We start from the raw sequence: 16,239 nt of genomic DNA on the forward strand, positions 1-16,239 counted from the left end.
CCCACGCCAATCTCAATCCGTTGCCAGTTCCGTGATCTCGCGGCGGAAGGGCAAGGCGTCCCCGATATCCGGCCCGTCCAGCTCGCGGGCGTATCGATGCCCGGCATAGGTCGCCCATGCAATCGGCCCCGGTGCATTGGCGTCTCCGATCAGCTTGACAGACTTGATGCCTGCGTCGGCCCAATCGGTCTCTTTCGCCTTCAGGGCGTTGTAGACGCCGTTGTTCTCAAGCCGGGATGCGACCATTACGACGGCATCGGCTTCGATCTTCCAGGTGCGGTCCGTATACACACAGTTCGATACCACATGATCGGTGTGGATTTCCGCCACACCCTGATTGAGCACGATTTCGACCCCAGCTTCGACCAGTCGCGGGTGGATAGCGATCTGTTCCAGCGTGTTGTTCGTCCAGTCGCTGACATAGGCTGACGGCGTGACAAGCGTCACCTGCGCTCCGTTTCTGGCCAGCAACTCGGCCAGCACGCCCCCCATGTAGTAGTGGTCGTCGTCATATACCACCACGCGGCCCGAAGGGATCGTACCATCCATCAGGTCGTCAGGCGTATAGACCTTGGCGCCATCTGCAATCGGCATTGGCACGACATGCTGACGGGCAACACCGTCGCGACGCCATTTGGATCCGGTCGCGATGCAGACGTTCTCGAATCCGAACTCAAGAATGCTGTCGGCATCCAGCTCACTCTCTCGGTAGATCTCCACGTTCGGGCGCTGTTGCAACTGGTATTCCCGGTAGTCCACGACACGCCCCCAGGCGCTGAGCCCCGGCAACGCGCGTTCGCGGGTGACACGCCCTCCGATCACGTCCCGCGCTTCGGCCACGGCCACATCATACCCGCGGCGGCACAGTGCCCAGGCCGCTTCAAGTCCCGCAGGACCAGAGCCGACAATCAGCACGTTCGAGCTGTCGCCCTTTTCGTTCATCTTCTCGGGGTGCCAGCCCTTGCGCCATTCCTCCATGAAGGTCGGGTTCTGTGTGCAGCGGCTGATCGACATGGTCATGTCGCCGGTGATGCAGATATTGCAGCCGATGCATTCGCGAATGTCGTCGATCCGGCCTTCCTCGATCTTCTTCGGCAGGAACGGGTCGGCAATGGATGGGCGGGCGCAGCCGATGAAATCCAGCGTTCCGGACTTGATCATCCTGGCCATCACATCCGGTGAAGTAAACCGCCCTACCCCGACGATGGGCTTGTCTGTAAGTTCATGAATGCCGCGCACAAGATGTTCCTGCGCCGCCTCTTCCTTGAACCGCGACGGGCCGGAGCAATCTTCCCAGGTACCCTGCGCCAGATCCCAGAGATCGGGCAGATCCTTGTTCATCTCGACATAGTCGCGCACCTCGGCGTTCGAGAAGCCGAGTTCGCCGATGGTTTCGTCCAGCGACACCCGCAGCGTGATCGCCATCTTGTCGCCCACAGCGTCGCGCATGTCAGCGATGACTTCCTGACTGAACCGGGCGCGGTTTTCCAGAGAGCCGCCATATTCATCGCTGCGCTGGTTGGTGGCCCGGCTCAGGAAATGCTGAAAAATCCCGAACCCGTGTGCGCCATACAGGCAGATCAGGTCAAATCCGGCATCCTTCGACCGTTTGGCCGCATTCACGAACCATCGGCGCAGGTCCCGGATGTCCTGCCTGTCCAGTGCGCGCGCCTGAACCGGATCGTTGGTGAACGTACGGATTGGCAATGCGGTCGGTGCCAGCGGTACCTCTTTCGTGTAAAGATTCGGCCCGTTGATGCCCGAATAGGCCAACTGGATCCCGGCCAGCGCGCCATGTTCTTTCATTTTCTCGGACATCTTGCGCAGTTGCGGAATGTCCTTGTCTTCCCACAAACGCAATTCGATGAACGGCGTGATCTCCGAGGTATGGTGCATCTCGCACTGTTCGGTAAAGATCACGCCCCAGCCGCCCTCGGCCTTGATACCCCGCATCGCAGCAGCAGCCGAAGGATCACGATAGCCGCCGCCATTGCAGTGCGGCACCTGATAGAAGCGGTTCTTGGCGGTCAGCGGGCCAATCTTCATCGGTTCGAACAGAACATCATAGCGTGGATCGCGCATTGCTGGATCTCCCTTAGGCATCTGGCGGTATCGCCCTGTGGCGGGCCGAAATTCTGATGGTCAGAGCGTATTTCGCACTGGATATACCCCCTTATTTCGACAATCATGGTAGATCATGGATCATGAGGGGGTATATACCCCCAAAGAGGTATAGCGCCGTGGACCACATGCCCAAGCCAGAGCTTCTGGCAGACACAATCCTGTCCATAGGTACCACCGGGTTTGCCCGGCGATTGCAAAACTGGCTCGGCGCCTGCCTGCGTATCGATAACATGACCATCGTCGCTTTCTTCAAAAGCCAACAACCAGAGGTCTTTCTGACCCAAGCCAGCGAGAAGCGAGTTTTTGAACGTATGAACAGCCACTATGTAACAGGCGCTTACCTGCTGGACCCGTTCTATTCCCTGCACGCGGCAGACGCGGCAGATGGGATGTATCGGCTAAGCGACATTGCCCCGGACCAGTTTCATCGCAACGAGTACTACAAATCCTATTATCAACGCACCACGCTCGCCGACGAGATCGCATTCTTCTCGTCTCCGACGCAGGGCGTGTCGATAACCGTCTGTCTGGGGCGGGATGCGACCACCGCATCACGGTTTTCATCCCGTGATCTTGAACAGGCAAGGCAGCTGGCCCCGGTTGTAAACGCGCTGGTCAGGCAGAACTGGTCGGACCTCAGACCGCGGGGCTCAGACACGCCGGAAGATGTCGTCGATCTTTTGCGTCACCGACTGTCCTCGGAACTCGAGATCAGTTTGAGCGCAAGGCAAGCTGAGATCGCACTTTTGATCCTGCAGGGGCATTCGTCGGTTTCCATCGGCCTCACGCTTGGGATCAGCCCGCAAACCGTCAAAGTCATACGCAAGCAGCTTTACAGGAAATGCCAGATCTCTTCGCAGGGAGAGCTGTTTTATCTGATCGCACCGTACCTGTCCGATCACGGCCAACTGCAATCAAAACAAGCGTAAATCCTGCCAGATTAGCCAAAACCTAACTAAGGGTAAGCTAGACAGTAATTTCGCCCAATTCCAACTTGTGGAACGTTCCTCACGAAACGCGCAAGGCGTGCTGGATCGGCACGGAAAGCTGTAATCGCGAAGTGACCGTCGCCCGAACAATGGTCACTTTTACGACTGCACGCCGGCCTCCGAAATCGGTGACTACAGGGGCCTCCATATTTGGAGCCGTCTGTCAGACCCTATCCAGTTCAGCCAGGAGTTTGCCCGGCCATTTGTGTCGGACCGAGATACAGTCAAAGGGAAACGAAACATGCCCATCGAGAAAACGGACACACTGGTTGTTGGTGGCGGTCAAGCCGGTATCGCGCTCAGCGAGCATCTGGGAAACAACAATGTTCCGCATATCATTCTGGAAAAGAACCGGACGGCCGAGGCATGGCGTACCGGTCGCTGGGATGCTCTGGTCGCCAACGGCCCGGCCTGGCACGATCGTTTCCCGAGCCTGCTGTTCAAGGGCGACGATCCGGATGCCTTTGTCTCGAAAGACCGGGTGGCCAACTATCTTGTCGAATATGCCGAAATGGTGAACGCGCCCATCCGCGAAGGCGTCGAGGCGCTCAGGGCCGAGCGTATGCCCGGCGAGGGCGGCTTCCGTGTCGAAACTTCGGCCGGTGAGATCCATGCCAAGCGCATTGTTGCCGCTACGGGCGCTTTCCAGCATCCGGTGATCCCGCCGATTGTGCCGGAAACGGAAGGTGTCGACCAGATTCACTCGTTTTTCTACAAGAACCCCGGCCAGTTGGCCGAAGGTGCCGTGATGGTCGTCGGCGCCGGATCATCCGGCGCACAGATCGCGGATGAGCTGAACCGGGCCGGCCGCAAGGTGTTTCTGTCGGTTGGACCGCATGACCGCCCGCCGCGCCGCTATCGAGGCCGGGATTTCGTCTGGTGGTTGGGCGTTCTGGGCCTGTGGGACGTGGCCGCGATGAAGCCGGGAACCGAACACGTGACCATCTCGGTCAGCGGTGCCTATGGCGGGCACACAATGGATTTCCGTCGTCTTGGCAACGAAGGCGTTACCCTGGTTGGCATGACAAAAAGCTTCGAGAACGGCGTTCTGAGCTTTGCCGACGATTTGCAGCGCAATGTGGCCGCTGGCGATGCCAATTATCACGAAATGCTGGATTTGGCGGACGCCTATGTGGACCGCACCGGCCTTGATCTTCCGGAAGAACCCGAGGCCCGCGAAGCCTTCGCCGATCCCGACAGCCTGACCAACCCGCTCGGTTCGGTCGATTTCACCAAGGAAGGCATTACCACGATCATCTGGGCCACGGGTTTCCGTCAGGATTTCAGCTGGATCAAGGCCAATGCCTTCGACGACAAAGGCGCGCCGATCCATCAGCGCGGGGTTTCGGTTGAACCGGACGTGTATTTCCTTGGCCTGCCCTGGCAGTCGCGCCGCGGCTCGACCTTCCTGTGGGGCGTCTGGCACGATGCGAAATACATTGCCGATCAGATCGCGATCCAGCGGGCCTATGCCGATTATGACGGCGAAGCAGCCATCATTGCCCCCGCAGCAGAGTAAGAAGACAGGACCCCGACATGGCGCATACACGTATCCGCAAATTCAATACCTCCGACACCTACCCCGAGCAAAACCTCGACAACGACCTTTGCCAGGCCGTTGTGACTCAAGGTGGCAAGACCGTCTACCTGCGTGGCCAGTGCCCGCAGAACCTGGACGATGCGGTCAACATCGAAAGTCACGACCCGGTCGAGCAGACCCACAAAGTGATGCAGAACATCAAGCAGCTGATCGAGGAATGCGGCGGCTCGATGGAGCATCTGGTCAAGGTCGTCGTCTACATCACCGATGTCCGCCACCGCGAGGCCGTCTATCGCACCATGGGCGAGTACATCAAAGGCGTTCATCCGGTCTCGACCGGTCTGGTGGTTCAGGCGCTGGCGCGTCCGGAATGGCTGGTCGAAATCGACGGCACCGCCGTTATCCCTGACTGATCGTTTCGATCAGTCGACAGACCGGACCGCGTCTCTTTCTTGCTCTCACGCGCGGTCCGGTTGCTGTGATTCAAGGAGACCTGAATGACTTTTTCATTGGTTGCCCGCTGCGCTGAAACCGGAATGTTCGGCTTAGCGATTTCCTCCTCGTCGCCCGCCGTGGCGGCCCGCTGTTCCTTTGCCCGCGCCGGAGTCGGGGCGGTCGCAACGCAGAACGTGACCGACCCCAGCCTTGGTCCGCTGACGCTGGATCTGATGGAACAGGGCAAGACCGCACCCGAGGCTATCGAGGCCATGAAGGCCGGCGCAAAATTCATCGAATACCGTCAGGTGCTGGCTGTGGACACGGCCGGGCGCACCGCAATTCACTCCGGCCCGAACAGCCTTGGCATCTGGACACAGGCGCAGGCCGAGAACGTCGCATCGGGCGGGAACCTGCTGGACAATGACGGCATTCCGCAGGCCATCGTCGACGGGTTCCTTTCCGCCTCGGGCCATATCGGCGACCGCCTGATTGCCGCGATGCGCGCGGGTCTTGCTGCGGGTGGCGAGGCCGGTCCGGTGCATTCCGCAGGCCTGAAGATTGTCGACAAAGTTAGCTGGCCGGTGGCCGATCTGCGCTGCGACTGGACCGAGGATTGTCCCATCGAGGCTGTTGCAACCGCTTGGGACATCTACAAGCCACAACTGGACGCCTACATCCAGCGCGCCCTCGACCCGCGCGAGGCGCCGTCCTACGGCGTGCCCGGCGACCAATAATCAGGGAGAGACAGAATGTTGGACTATTCACACGAAGACTGGAAAGCCCGTGCCGCCGGTCTGTCGTTCCGGGGGCAGGCCTTCATCAATGGCTCGTTCGTCGATGCGGCCTCAGGCAAGACCTTTGACAGCGTCAATCCGGCCACCGGCGCGGTTCTGACCAAAGTTGCGGAATGTGACGAAGAGGACGTCAACCGGGCCGTGGCCGCGGGACGCGCTGCGTTCGAAGATGGCCGTTGGTCACGCATGGCACCGGGGGACCGCAAGGCGGTGATGCTGAAACTGGCCGATCTGATCCGGGACAATCTGGAAGAGATGGCGCTGCTGGACAGCCTCGACATGGGCAAGCTGATCACAGATGCCGCCACCATCGACGCGCCGGGGTCCGCGCATTTCTTCCAGTGGTATGCCGAGGCCATCGACAAGGTCTATGACGAGGTTGCCCCCACCGGTCCCGGCGATCTGGCACTGGTCCGCCGCGTCCCCCTTGGTGTCGTTGGCGCCGTTACCCCATGGAACTTCCCACTGGACATGGCCACGTGGAAAGCCGCCGCCGCGCTGGCCGCAGGAAACTCGGTTGTGTTGAAACCGGCCGAGCAATCGCCACTTTCGGCATTGCGCCTGGCCGAACTGGCCGCCGAGGCCGGTGTCCCGGACGGGGTCTTCAACGTCGTGCCGGGCTATGGCGCGACGGCCGGTCGCGCGCTGGGTCTGCATATGGAAGTGGATTGTCTGGCCTTCACCGGCTCGACCGCCATCGGCAAGATGTTCATGCAGTATTCGGGGCAGTCGAACCTGAAACAGGTCTGGCCGGAAACCGGCGGCAAGAGCCCCAATCTTGTCTTTGCCGATTGCGAGGATCTGGACACTGCCGCCGACATGGCCGCCTTTGGAATATTCTTCAATCAGGGCGAGGTCTGCTCGGCCAACTCGCGGCTTTATGTCGAACGCTCGATCAAGGATGCCTTCGTCGAAAAGCTGATCGCACGGGCGCAGGCGACGCAGCCGGGCGACCCGCTGGACCCGGCCTCGAAAATGGGTGCCATCGTCGACGAAAAGCAGACGCAAGGCATTATCCGTTTCGTCGAGGAAGGCAAGAAATCGGCCAATCTGGTTACCGGCGGCGAGCGTGTCACTGTCGACGGCAAGGGCTGCTTTGTTCAGCCCACCATCTTTGACGACGTGAGCCACGACAACCCTCTGGCCCGCGATGAAATCTTTGGTCCCGTCCTGTCGGTCATTCCCTTTGACAGCGAGGATGAGGTCGTCGCCATGGCGAATGACTCGATCTACGGTCTGGCGGCCTCGGTCTGGACCGACAACCTCAGCCGCGCCTGCCGGGTGTCCGACAAGTTGATGGTCGGCACTGTTTCGGTCAACACCGTTGACGCCCTGTCTGCCCAAACGCCATTTGGCGGCATGAAACAATCGGGCTTCGGACGGGATTTGTCATTGCACTCGCTTGAAAAGTATACTGCTTTGAAGACCACGTGGATCAAGTACACGGCTTGATCCGCAACCACGCGGGGATGCGCCATTGCCTTTCAGATACACGCTGCGGCAGCTGGAATACTTTGTGGCCGTTGGAAAGGCAGGCAGCATCGCCGCTGCCAGCGACAAACTGAATGTCTCATCGCCGTCGATCTCGGCGGCGATCACCCAGCTTGAGCTTGAGTTCGGCGTCAATCTGTTCGTGCGTGAACACGCACGGGGCCTGTCACTGACCAAGGCCGGGCACAAGTTCATGGAACGCACCGAATTCGTTCTGCGCGAGGCCGAACTTCTGGCGACGCTGGCAGGTGAAATCACCGGCAAGGTTCAGGGCATCCTTTCTGTGGGTTGTCTAATGACCTTTGCGCAGATCGTCCTGCCCGGATTGCGGCGGGAATTCGAGATCACATACCCCGACGTGCGCATCGAGCAGCGCGAACTCAATCAGGCGGAAATCTTCAGCCAGTTGCGCCGGGCAGAACTGGATATCGCGCTGACATATGATCTGGATATACCTGCCGATCTGGAATTCCGGCCCCTTCACAAGCTGCCGCCCTATGTTGTCCTGGGTGAAGGCCACCCGCTGGCCGACCGGACAGAGCTGACGATCCCCGATCTTCAGGACAGCCCGATGGTGTTATTGGACCTGCCATTCAGTGGTGAGTATTTCCTGTCTTTCTTCCGGGATGCCAATATCAAACCGAATATCGGGGAACGCACTGCCGACATGTCCGTGATGCGGTCCCTGGTGGCCAATGGCTTCGGATTTTCGATCGCAAATATCCGCCCCCTGAATGTGCTGTCGCCCGATGGCAAAAAGCTGATCTTCATTCCTTTGGCAGGGGATCTCAGACCGATGCATCTTGGGTTGCTCACAGCGCGCGCCGAGAATGAGACCAATACGGTGAAGGCCTTTGTCGAGCATTGTGAACAAGCCGAGAAGTCCGGCACGCTCCCGGGTCTCTGCAATCAGAAAGCGGGCTGATATCAGCTTCGTTTTATCCTAACCTCTGGTTCGCCAATCCCGGATTTATGTTTTTTGCAGGTCGTATAGGCTGTGCACAACACGGGTATTTTCATCCAAATCACAGGCACAAAGGGTATGACGTCTTCGCTGGAAATTCTGGAAAAGCTGGTCGGCTTCGATACGGTCAGCAAGAACTCGAACCTTGAGCTGGCCAGCTATGTCGAAGCGTTTCTTGAGGCGCGCGGTTTTGCTGTTCACCGCATCACCGACCCCGGCGGCGAGAAAACCGGGCTTTATGCCGAAAAGGGACCGGACGGAGATGGCGTTTTGCTATCCGCGCACACGGATGTCGTTCCGGTCGAAGGGCAAAGCTGGACCAGGGATCCCTTCCGGCTGACCCGCGAAGGTGACCGGCTTTACGGGCGCGGCACAACGGACATGAAGGGTTATGTGGCCTCGGTCATGGCTTTGGCCGACCGCACAGGCACCTCGAACCTGCGCGAGCCGCTCAGGATTGCATTGTCTTATGACGAAGAAGTCGGCTGCGTTGGCATTCAGCACATGCTGGAGCGGCTGGCACCGATGCTGGGTCAACCCCGCGCCTGCTTTGTGGGCGAGCCCACCGAGATGCAGGTCGCTGTCGGTCATAAGGGCAAAGCCGCATTGCGGGCCGTGTGCCACGGGCAAAGCGGGCATTCGGCGTTGGCGCCGAAATTCGTCAACGCGCTGCACCTGGCGACTGATTTCGTGAATGAGTTGCGCGCCCTGCAAAAAACCTATGCCTCAAGTGGAAACATCGACCCGGAATATTCCGTTCCCTACACAACCTTTCACGTCGGCATGATGTCCGGCGGCAAGGCTTTGAACATCGTGGCGGACCGCGCCGAGCTGACTTTTGAATACCGGCATCTGGCATCGGATCGCGGCAAAGATATCCTCGACCAGATACAGGATGCGGCCCACAGAGTTGGTGCGGCGTATCAGAACCTATGCCCCGAGGCGCGCGTCGAGGTCGAACAATATAACGCCTATCCCGGTCTGGACGTGCCCGACACGGATGCCGTCATCGGCTATGCCCTGAAGCTGTCGCAAAGCAACGCGACCACGAAGGTCGCGTTTGGCACCGAGGCCGGGTTTTTCAGCGAGTTGGGCATTCCCACCGTCGTTTGCGGGCCGGGATCTATGGAAAGGCAAGGACACAAGCCGGACGAATATCTGGACCTCGGGCAACTCAGCGCCTGTGACGCGATGATGGACCGTATCCTGGCCGATATCAGCCACTGAGACCGGATATGGAATTGCTGCAGGACCTCACTCTTGTTGACGGAATCGGCCTGTTGGGGTCGGCAGTTATCGTGTGTGTCTACTATCTGGCGACATGCAATGTCCTTCCCGCAAACAAGATACCCTTCAATGCCTGGAACATTCTGGGCGGATTACTGGTCATGATTTCCCTGATCCATCGGCCAAATCCGGGCGCAATCGTGATCGAGGTCATGTTCATTTTCATCGCCGTTCTGGCGGTCTTGCGAAACTTGCGCGGCGCACGGTAACCCGCGCCGCGCGCCTATCATTCCGCAATCATGTAAAACTTGCGCAATGTCTGCGTGATTTCCCACGTACAGGGCGTGCCTTTGGGTACAAAAAAGGTGTCTCCGGCCCCAAAAACCTGCGCCACCCCGTCCGATCCGGTCAGCGTGACCGAACCCGAGATCACGGTCATCATCTCATCCACCGGATAAGCCTCGATATCCTCGCGACAGGGCGCGCATTCCCATACCCCTACCGAAATCTTCTCATCCCGGCTTTCGAAAAAGCTGCTTATGGTCTCGGTCTTGTCCGAGGTGGTGAAATCACCGTCAGCCACTAGGGAAGACGGGACAAAGCCGGATTCGGGGTGGCCATCGGCCAGCAAGCGGATAGGTTTGGTCATGCTTTCCTCCTTTTTTAACGCAGTGGCATCGGCAGAATTTTCGGCACCGGCCTCTCGCTGCTATCCAGGTCCCGTGCCCAGCGGTGTCCGGCATGGACGGCTGCCGCAAAGACCGACGGGGCCTCGCAATCGCCGATCCGGCTGACGGATTTGACGCCTGCGCCTCCCACTCGTCCCCGCACACAATCAGGTTCTGATAGACGTGATCTTCGGGTTTTTTTGACGTCAGCACAACAGCCGTACCCAACGGCAGCGCCGAACCTGCACCACCATGGATGCAGCGTTGCGCAAACTCAAAAAGCGCCTATCGCAAGCTGGACATCATCACCGAGCGTGCGCTTTTCCTGCTGCTGCTCAAACTCGTCGCAGTACCGATAGAGTAAAAGACCGGGCGGCCTGGCCGCCCGGTAAATTGGTGCTTATTGCACGGGGAGAGTTTACTTCTTCAGATTTGTCCAGATCTGGTCATAGACGGCCTGAACTTCCTGCGAACAAACCTCGATAAAGACACCGGGGCCGACCTTGTCGTGCGGGTTCTTTTCCGGTTGCGTCGCAAGCGCGGGGTCCAGGAACTCTTCGACGCCTGCGACCCCCGCGTTATAGCGAGCAAAGTTGGTGACAGCGGCGATGTTTTCCGGCTCCAGCAGGAAATCCATGAATTTCAGCGCGTTGTCACGGTTGGGGGCATCTTTCAGCAGAACGACATTGTCCATCCAGGCGATATAGCCCTGTGTCGGGTAGGCATATTCGACATTTGCGCCTTCCTCGCGCGCCTTGGCCGAGAACCCGTCATAGATCTGGCCGACCGCCGCATCGCCCGAGACCAGAACCTCTTTGGCGGTGTCCGAGTTGAAGGATGACCAGTGCTGCTTGGCCTCTTGCAGCATGGCGTTCAGCGCCTTGAGCTGTTCGCGGTCGGTGGAACACTGCGGGATGCCCATATGCAGCGCCGCCATGGCCATGACCTCACCCTGGCTGTCCAGCATGTTGATCCGCCCCTGCAACTCGGCCGGCGGGTTGAACAGGATGTCGGTGGTCTGGATGTCGCCGGAATAGACGTCGCGGTTCACGGCAAAGCTGGTCGAGCCCCACTGATACGGGATCGAGTGTTTGCGGCCGGGGTCAAAGCTGGGATCGGCCCATTCGGGTTCGATATTGCCCTTGTTCTTAAGTTCGCCGTCTTCGATCGTGTCCAGCATGCCCTCGCCTGCCATGATCGACACCATGTAGTCGCCCGGCACCGAAACATCATAAGTTCCGATCCCGCCAGCCTTGAGCGAGGCGAGCATCGCCTCGTTTGAATCGTAGGTGTCCATGGTCACCTCGACGCCGGTTTCCTCGGAGAATTTGTCGATCAGCTCCTGCGGGATGTATTCGAACCAGTGATAGACAACCAGTTCGCCTTCGGCTGCTGCTGCATTTGCGCCCAAAGTCAGGGCCAGCGCGGCGACGCCGCTTTTCATCATATGTTTCATTGTGTTCTCCCTCTGTTGGTTATTTCGTGTTGTCAGTTTTGCTGACGAAGTAGCTTATCGTGACCATGATGACGGACACGGCCAGCAGCATGGTCGAAATCGCCATGATATTGGGTTTGAGACCCTGTTTGACCGAACCGAAGATCGCCGTCGGCAGGGTTTCGACACCCGCGCCTTTGACAAAGTTGGTGATGATGAAGTCATCCAGGCTGACGATGAAAGCCAGCAGGAAGCCCGAGATGATACCGGGCATCATCAGCGGCAGCAGAATCTTGGTAAATGCCTGCCGCTTGGTGGCATAAAGGTCCTGCGCGGCCTGTTCATAGCTGTCCTCGATCCCCTGCATCCGGGCCGAGATCGGCAAATAGGCAAAGGGAATGCAGAACGCGATATGAGCCAGCAGGATGGTCATGATGCCGCGTTCAAATCCGATCGAATTGAAAAAGATCAGGGTTGCAACGGCCGTCACGATCTCGGGCACCATCAATGGCAGGCTGATCAGGCCGAATGACAGGGTGCGCAGCTTGAACCTGCCGCCCCGGACCATTCCGGTCGCCGCCAGGGTCGCAATTGACGTCGACACTGTGGCTGCAACGATGGCGATGATAAAACTGTTCTTGGCGGCCTGCTTGAACTTATCGCTTTCCGGTCCGGTGAACACGTCCGCATACCAGCGCAGCGACAGACCTTCCCAGTTTGTCAGTGATTGCGAGGCATTGAAGCTGTAGATCGTCACGACCAGCAGCGGCGCATACAGAACGATCAGACACAACAGGGTGATACCTTTGAAGCCGCGATAGGACTTGATGTCGAATTGCTTGCTTGCCATCGGTCAGCCCTCCGCTTTCTCGGCTTTGGCCTGTTGCCGTGCAAACAGCATCAGCAGGATCAGAACCATGGTCAGCAGGATCATCGACGCAGCCGCGCCAAACGGCCAGTTACCGGCATTGCCCTTGAACTGTTCCTCGATCAGCGAGCCGATCATAAAGTTCTTGGCGCCGCCCAGCAGGTCGGGGGCAAGGAAGGAACCCATTGAGGGAACGAACACAAGGATGCATCCGGCGATCACGCCGGGCTTCACCGCCGGAAGGAGAATGCGCCGCAAAGTCGTCCACTTGGTTGCATACAGATCCGCTGCCGCCTCGCTCAGCGCGAAGTTGTAGCGTTCCACCGCCGCGTAGATCGGCAGCACCATGAAGGGCAGATAGGAATAGAACAGGCCCAGTTGCACCGCGAAGTTGGTATTGACGATATGCAGGGGGCTGTCGATCAAACCGATGCTGATCAAAAAATCATTCAGCGGACCCTGGTCGCGCAGCAGGAATTTCATCGACACGGTCCGGATCAGCAGGTTCACCCAGTACGGGATCGTGATCAGGAACACCCAGACGGGCCGCATGTTTTCGGGCCGGGTGGCAATAAAATAGGCCGTCGGAAAGCCGATCACCAGGCTAAGCACCGTCGCCGCGCCCGCCTGCCAGATCGAACGCCAGAAGATGGTGAGGTAGGTCCATTCGATCTTGGGCGGTTCATCCCCGAACAGACCACGGTCAAAGAAGAACTGATCATAAGCGGCCAGCGAAAACTCCCAGATCACGCCGCCGCGGAACTCTTTCGTCAGGAACGAGTAGACCAGCATCATGAACACCGGTGCCAGGACCAAAATGCTCAGCGTCACCCATGCAGGCAACAGCAGCCAAGTGCGGGCCTCCTTATAGGTGTCGGTCGTTGCGCTGCCGCCGCTTGCTGCACCGGCGGCCATCAGTCCACCAGGAGGCGCGCGGCCCCCAGCTCCATGTTGACGAACATCTCGGTGCCCGGCTCGAAGATGCGCTTGTTGCCGCGATCAGAGTTCGACGTGCGCACCACGAAATCGGGTCCGTCCTGCAGATCCACGATCGTGGTGATGTCGGTGCCGACAAATATGTTGTCCTTCACGCGCCCCTTGAGGCTTTCGCTTTCGACCGGTTTGTCGGACATGTACAGACGCTCGGGCCGGATCGACATGTGAACCTTAGACCCCACCCCGACACCTTCGACCTGATCACAGGTCAATTCGTGCCCGCCGCCCAGATGACAGATCGCGCGACCGTCCCGGAGCCCGTCGACGGATACTTCCAGCAGGTTCGTCTCGCCGATGAAATCGGCAACAAACATGTTGCGCGGTCGCTCATAGATATCCGTCGGCGCGCCCAGTTGCTGCATTTCACCCGCTGACATCACCGCAATGCGATCGGACATGGTCAGCGCCTCTTCCTGATCGTGCGTCACGAAGATAAAGGTAATCCCGGTTTCCCGCTGCAGGTGCTTCAGTTCAAGCTGCATGGCCTTGCGCAGCTTCAGGTCCAGGGCGGATAGCGGCTCGTCCAGCAACAGCACTTTGGGCTGTGGCGCCAATGCACGCGCCAACGCGACCCGCTGTTGCTGGCCGCCCGAAAGCTGGCTTGGTTTGCGCGCCGAAAACTGGCTGAGCTGCACCAGTTCCAGCATTTCACCGGCTTTCGTGCGCGCCTGAGACTTCGACGCACCGCGCATCTCAAGCCCAAAAGCCACGTTGTCCAGAATGGTCATATGCGGAAACAGCGCATAGTTCTGGAACACCGTATTCACCGGGCGCTTGTTCGGTGGCAGGTTTTCAATCTCATCGCCATACAGGAAAATGGCGCCTTCGGTCACGTCCTCGAACCCGGCAATCATCCGCAGCAAAGTGGTCTTGCCGCAGCCCGACGGCCCCAGAAGCGTAAAGAACTCATTGTCCATGATCGACAGTGAGATCCTTTTCAGCGCCGTAAAGTCGCCGTAGCGCTTGACCGCATCCCGCACGTCAATCGCGACATTTCCACTGTCAGACACATCCGCCTCCCTAAGCACCGCGAAATTTGGCACAGGTATATACGGAGCGGCGAAACCTCTGAAGAATTGAGTTCCTCACCAAACATTAGGCTAAACCTAATCATTTATTGTTTCCTGATGCGACGCAGGCATTTACCAATGGAATGCCTGGTCGTTGCCCCGTGGTTCGCGTGGCCCCTCACCTGCCAGAAATGCACCTTGGATTGCCGCTTGGTTTTGTACAGCCCAGGGCGGAAGACCCTCATCGCGTGCGGGGCAGACTAATTGCGACACAGCGTACCACAAGACACAAGCTAAATGGCCAAGACCGTTTTTCACACGGTTACAAGGAACCGTTGACCACCGGGCACGCGGCCATCGCCTTGAAGACAACGCCCGACATTTTCTTCGTGTAGTATCGTGACGGAAGCCGGCCATTTGGATCAACTGTAGTAAGAAGAAAAGCCCGGCGTGATTTGGCCATCTTGGACCATGTTGGCTGAGACGGGCCACGTACTACGGAACTTCCAGGTCTTTCCGGAAACATGCGTTAAAGCTTCAGTCAGATACTGATACGCAAAAAACGGGCATTTTGCGCACCACCCATATTTGATTACTTTTCCACAAATACCCCGCATCGCAACCGCGATGTTCAGAAAACCTTCGTTTGGCGCAATCAGAGGCGACGCCGGTGACCCGTATGGTTATCAGCTGGTCTTGCCTGCCCTCGCTGACTTATTCCGCAGCGTCGATCCGCAGGGTTCGGACAGAAGGGTCCACACGCGCATACGCTGCCAAAACGCGGGTTGTCCATTTTTGCGAAATGTAATCCGCCATGAAACGGCTGGGCGCAATCAGGGTGGCCACCCCCCCTGCCCTGCCAGCCTCAACCAGATGCTGGAACCAACTGGACCAAAGCTCGGGGTCGCGTTCATACAGAAACGCCTGGACCGACCGCCAGACGTCATCGTCACCTGATTCCGGAGCCGGAGGTTTGGATTTGAACGGTATGATGTTGGTTTCTTCGGCCGGGGCCTGCCCCATCCTGTCCTGAAAATCCCTGCCAATAGTAGGCCAGATCTCTTCGGTGTCGATCATGATCTGCTTCAGATCCAGTTCATAGACCGCAACCCGCCCCCGTGCTGCCGGTCGTTTGACTGAAATCCACCCTCTGCCGCGCAGCTTGGCCATCTCGCGTTTGACGGTTCGTTCATCCACGGACCACAGGCGCGCAATTTCCTCGCGCCCGATTGAAAGCTCGTTGTTGCGCCAGTTGTAGCGGGTGGTGATCAGAACCATTATGCGAAGAATGCTGCGCTGGCGATGCTTGTCGCCAGACAGCGCGTGGACAGACAGCGCCGATAGAATGTCATATTTCAGGGCCGAGGCATTGCGCCCGACCGGTTTTGCAACCTGCATTTGTCCCTCACCGCTCTATCTGCCTCACGCGGTTGCTTACCGCCTCGCGCTTTTCCAACGCTTTTCGTGATGATGTCCCAATTAGCGTCCAGCGCATCGATTCTGTCAAGAGCTGTCTTGTTTTGGGCGGTTGGGGATTTATTTCCGGCAATCAAAAAAGAAAAGAAATTGGTGAAGTATTGGTGATAGGGGACACCCTGTCTGTCCCCTTATTTGGGTATTTTGTCCCCCTAAATGCTGTATATTCGAACTTATTGACCCCCTAATTCTGGAGCGTTCGCCCTAGCGAGCGCCTTT

The 16,239-nt window shown here is 58.4% G+C and carries 15 protein-coding genes; 8 read left to right on the forward strand and 7 right to left on the reverse strand.

The features are described 5' to 3' along the window. Positions 1-12: 12 nt before the first annotated feature. Positions 13-2,082, reverse strand: a complete 2,070-nt coding sequence (locus ACR0FE_RS15320; protein WP_480913675.1) for an oxidoreductase — start codon at positions 2,080-2,082, stop codon at positions 13-15. A gap of 167 nt (positions 2,083-2,249) precedes the next feature. Here ACR0FE_RS15320 and ACR0FE_RS15325 point away from each other — a divergent pair, with 167 nt between their 5' ends. The 8 genes from ACR0FE_RS15325 to ACR0FE_RS15360 all read left to right on the forward strand — a co-directional run bounded on the left by ACR0FE_RS15325 (position 2,250) and on the right by ACR0FE_RS15360 (position 9,836). Beyond that, positions 2,250-3,053, forward strand: a complete 804-nt coding sequence (locus tag ACR0FE_RS15325; RefSeq protein WP_480913677.1) for a helix-turn-helix transcriptional regulator — start codon at positions 2,250-2,252, stop codon at positions 3,051-3,053. Positions 3,054-3,354: 301 nt separating this feature from the next. Continuing rightward, the gene (locus ACR0FE_RS15330; protein ID WP_480812778.1) at positions 3,355-4,632 is read left to right on the forward strand and encodes a flavin-containing monooxygenase; all 1,278 of its coding nucleotides are present in this window, start codon (positions 3,355-3,357) and stop codon (positions 4,630-4,632) included. 17 nt (positions 4,633-4,649) lie between these two features. Then, the gene (locus ACR0FE_RS15335; RefSeq protein ID WP_170611570.1) at positions 4,650-5,066 is read left to right on the forward strand and encodes a RidA family protein; all 417 of its coding nucleotides are present in this window, start codon (positions 4,650-4,652) and stop codon (positions 5,064-5,066) included. A gap of 84 nt (positions 5,067-5,150) precedes the next feature. Further along, on the forward strand, positions 5,151-5,825 hold the full coding sequence (locus ACR0FE_RS15340; RefSeq protein ID WP_480812777.1) for a DUF1028 domain-containing protein: 675 nt from the start codon (positions 5,151-5,153) through the stop codon (positions 5,823-5,825). 15 nt (positions 5,826-5,840) lie between these two features. Beyond that, positions 5,841-7,337, forward strand: coding sequence for an aldehyde dehydrogenase (locus ACR0FE_RS15345; RefSeq protein ID WP_480913680.1), 1,497 nt, complete (start codon positions 5,841-5,843; stop codon positions 7,335-7,337). 25 nt (positions 7,338-7,362) lie between these two features. Next, positions 7,363-8,301 (forward strand): LysR substrate-binding domain-containing protein, encoded by a 939-nt coding sequence (locus ACR0FE_RS15350; protein ID WP_480909442.1) that lies wholly within the window; start codon positions 7,363-7,365, stop codon positions 8,299-8,301. Positions 8,302-8,418: 117 nt separating this feature from the next. Further along, positions 8,419-9,567, forward strand: a complete 1,149-nt coding sequence (argE, locus tag ACR0FE_RS15355; protein ID WP_480913682.1) for an acetylornithine deacetylase — start codon at positions 8,419-8,421, stop codon at positions 9,565-9,567. Between the two features lie 8 nt (positions 9,568-9,575). Continuing rightward, entirely contained in the window at positions 9,576-9,836 is a 261-nt protein-coding gene (locus ACR0FE_RS15360; RefSeq protein ID WP_480913683.1) for a CBU_0592 family membrane protein, read from the forward strand. Between the two features lie 17 nt (positions 9,837-9,853). On the opposite strand, the gene ACR0FE_RS15365 is transcribed toward ACR0FE_RS15360, so the two are convergent. From ACR0FE_RS15365 to ACR0FE_RS15390, 6 genes are all read right to left on the reverse strand, one after another. Continuing rightward, positions 9,854-10,216, reverse strand: coding sequence for a cupin domain-containing protein (locus tag ACR0FE_RS15365; protein WP_170817115.1), 363 nt, complete (start codon positions 10,214-10,216; stop codon positions 9,854-9,856). 437 nt (positions 10,217-10,653) lie between these two features. Continuing rightward, positions 10,654-11,691 (reverse strand): extracellular solute-binding protein, encoded by a 1,038-nt coding sequence (locus ACR0FE_RS15370; protein ID WP_480913685.1) that lies wholly within the window; start codon positions 11,689-11,691, stop codon positions 10,654-10,656. A gap of 19 nt (positions 11,692-11,710) precedes the next feature. Further along, a complete protein-coding gene (locus ACR0FE_RS15375) occupies positions 11,711-12,520 on the reverse strand; it encodes an ABC transporter permease (RefSeq protein ID WP_170611552.1) in 810 nt (269 codons plus the stop codon). Between the two features lie 3 nt (positions 12,521-12,523). Continuing rightward, positions 12,524-13,453: an ABC transporter permease gene (locus ACR0FE_RS15380; RefSeq protein ID WP_170611550.1), complete on the reverse strand. Its 930-nt coding sequence runs from the start codon at positions 13,451-13,453 to the stop codon at positions 12,524-12,526. Further along, positions 13,453-14,544, reverse strand: a complete 1,092-nt coding sequence (locus ACR0FE_RS15385) for an ABC transporter ATP-binding protein (protein WP_170611548.1) — start codon at positions 14,542-14,544, stop codon at positions 13,453-13,455. Before ACR0FE_RS15385 ends, ACR0FE_RS15380 begins: the two co-directional genes overlap by 1 nt. A 714-nt stretch (positions 14,545-15,258) precedes the next feature. After that, on the reverse strand, positions 15,259-15,942 hold the full coding sequence (locus tag ACR0FE_RS15390) for a DnaA N-terminal domain-containing protein (RefSeq protein WP_170679209.1): 684 nt from the start codon (positions 15,940-15,942) through the stop codon (positions 15,259-15,261). Positions 15,943-16,239: the final 297 nt, after the last annotated feature.

The organism is Ruegeria sp. K7 (assembly GCF_056531785.1).

Bases quoted from the DNA above. Each gene is read 5' to 3' on its own strand.
- ACR0FE_RS15320 (WP_480913675.1), bottom strand. From the start codon at position 2,082: ATGCGCGATCCACGCTATGATGTTCTGTTCGAACCGATGAAGATTGGC.
- ACR0FE_RS15380 (WP_170611550.1), bottom strand. From the start codon at position 13,453: ATGGCCGCCGGTGCAGCAAGCGGCGGCAGCGCAACGACCGACACCTAT.
- ACR0FE_RS15390 (WP_170679209.1), bottom strand. From the start codon at position 15,942: ATGCAGGTTGCAAAACCGGTCGGGCGCAATGCCTCGGCCCTGAAATAT.
- ACR0FE_RS15375 (WP_170611552.1), bottom strand. From the start codon at position 12,520: ATGGCAAGCAAGCAATTCGACATCAAGTCCTATCGCGGCTTCAAAGGT.
- ACR0FE_RS15345 (WP_480913680.1), top strand. From the start codon at position 5,841: ATGTTGGACTATTCACACGAAGACTGGAAAGCCCGTGCCGCCGGTCTG.
- ACR0FE_RS15370 (WP_480913685.1), bottom strand. From the start codon at position 11,691: ATGAAACATATGATGAAAAGCGGCGTCGCCGCGCTGGCCCTGACTTTG.
- ACR0FE_RS15360 (WP_480913683.1), top strand. From the start codon at position 9,576: ATGGAATTGCTGCAGGACCTCACTCTTGTTGACGGAATCGGCCTGTTG.
- ACR0FE_RS15340 (WP_480812777.1), top strand. From the start codon at position 5,151: ATGACTTTTTCATTGGTTGCCCGCTGCGCTGAAACCGGAATGTTCGGC.
- ACR0FE_RS15335 (WP_170611570.1), top strand. From the start codon at position 4,650: ATGGCGCATACACGTATCCGCAAATTCAATACCTCCGACACCTACCCC.
- ACR0FE_RS15365 (WP_170817115.1), bottom strand. From the start codon at position 10,216: ATGACCAAACCTATCCGCTTGCTGGCCGATGGCCACCCCGAATCCGGC.
- ACR0FE_RS15325 (WP_480913677.1), top strand. From the start codon at position 2,250: ATGCCCAAGCCAGAGCTTCTGGCAGACACAATCCTGTCCATAGGTACC.
- ACR0FE_RS15330 (WP_480812778.1), top strand. From the start codon at position 3,355: ATGCCCATCGAGAAAACGGACACACTGGTTGTTGGTGGCGGTCAAGCC.
- argE (WP_480913682.1), top strand. From the start codon at position 8,419: ATGACGTCTTCGCTGGAAATTCTGGAAAAGCTGGTCGGCTTCGATACG.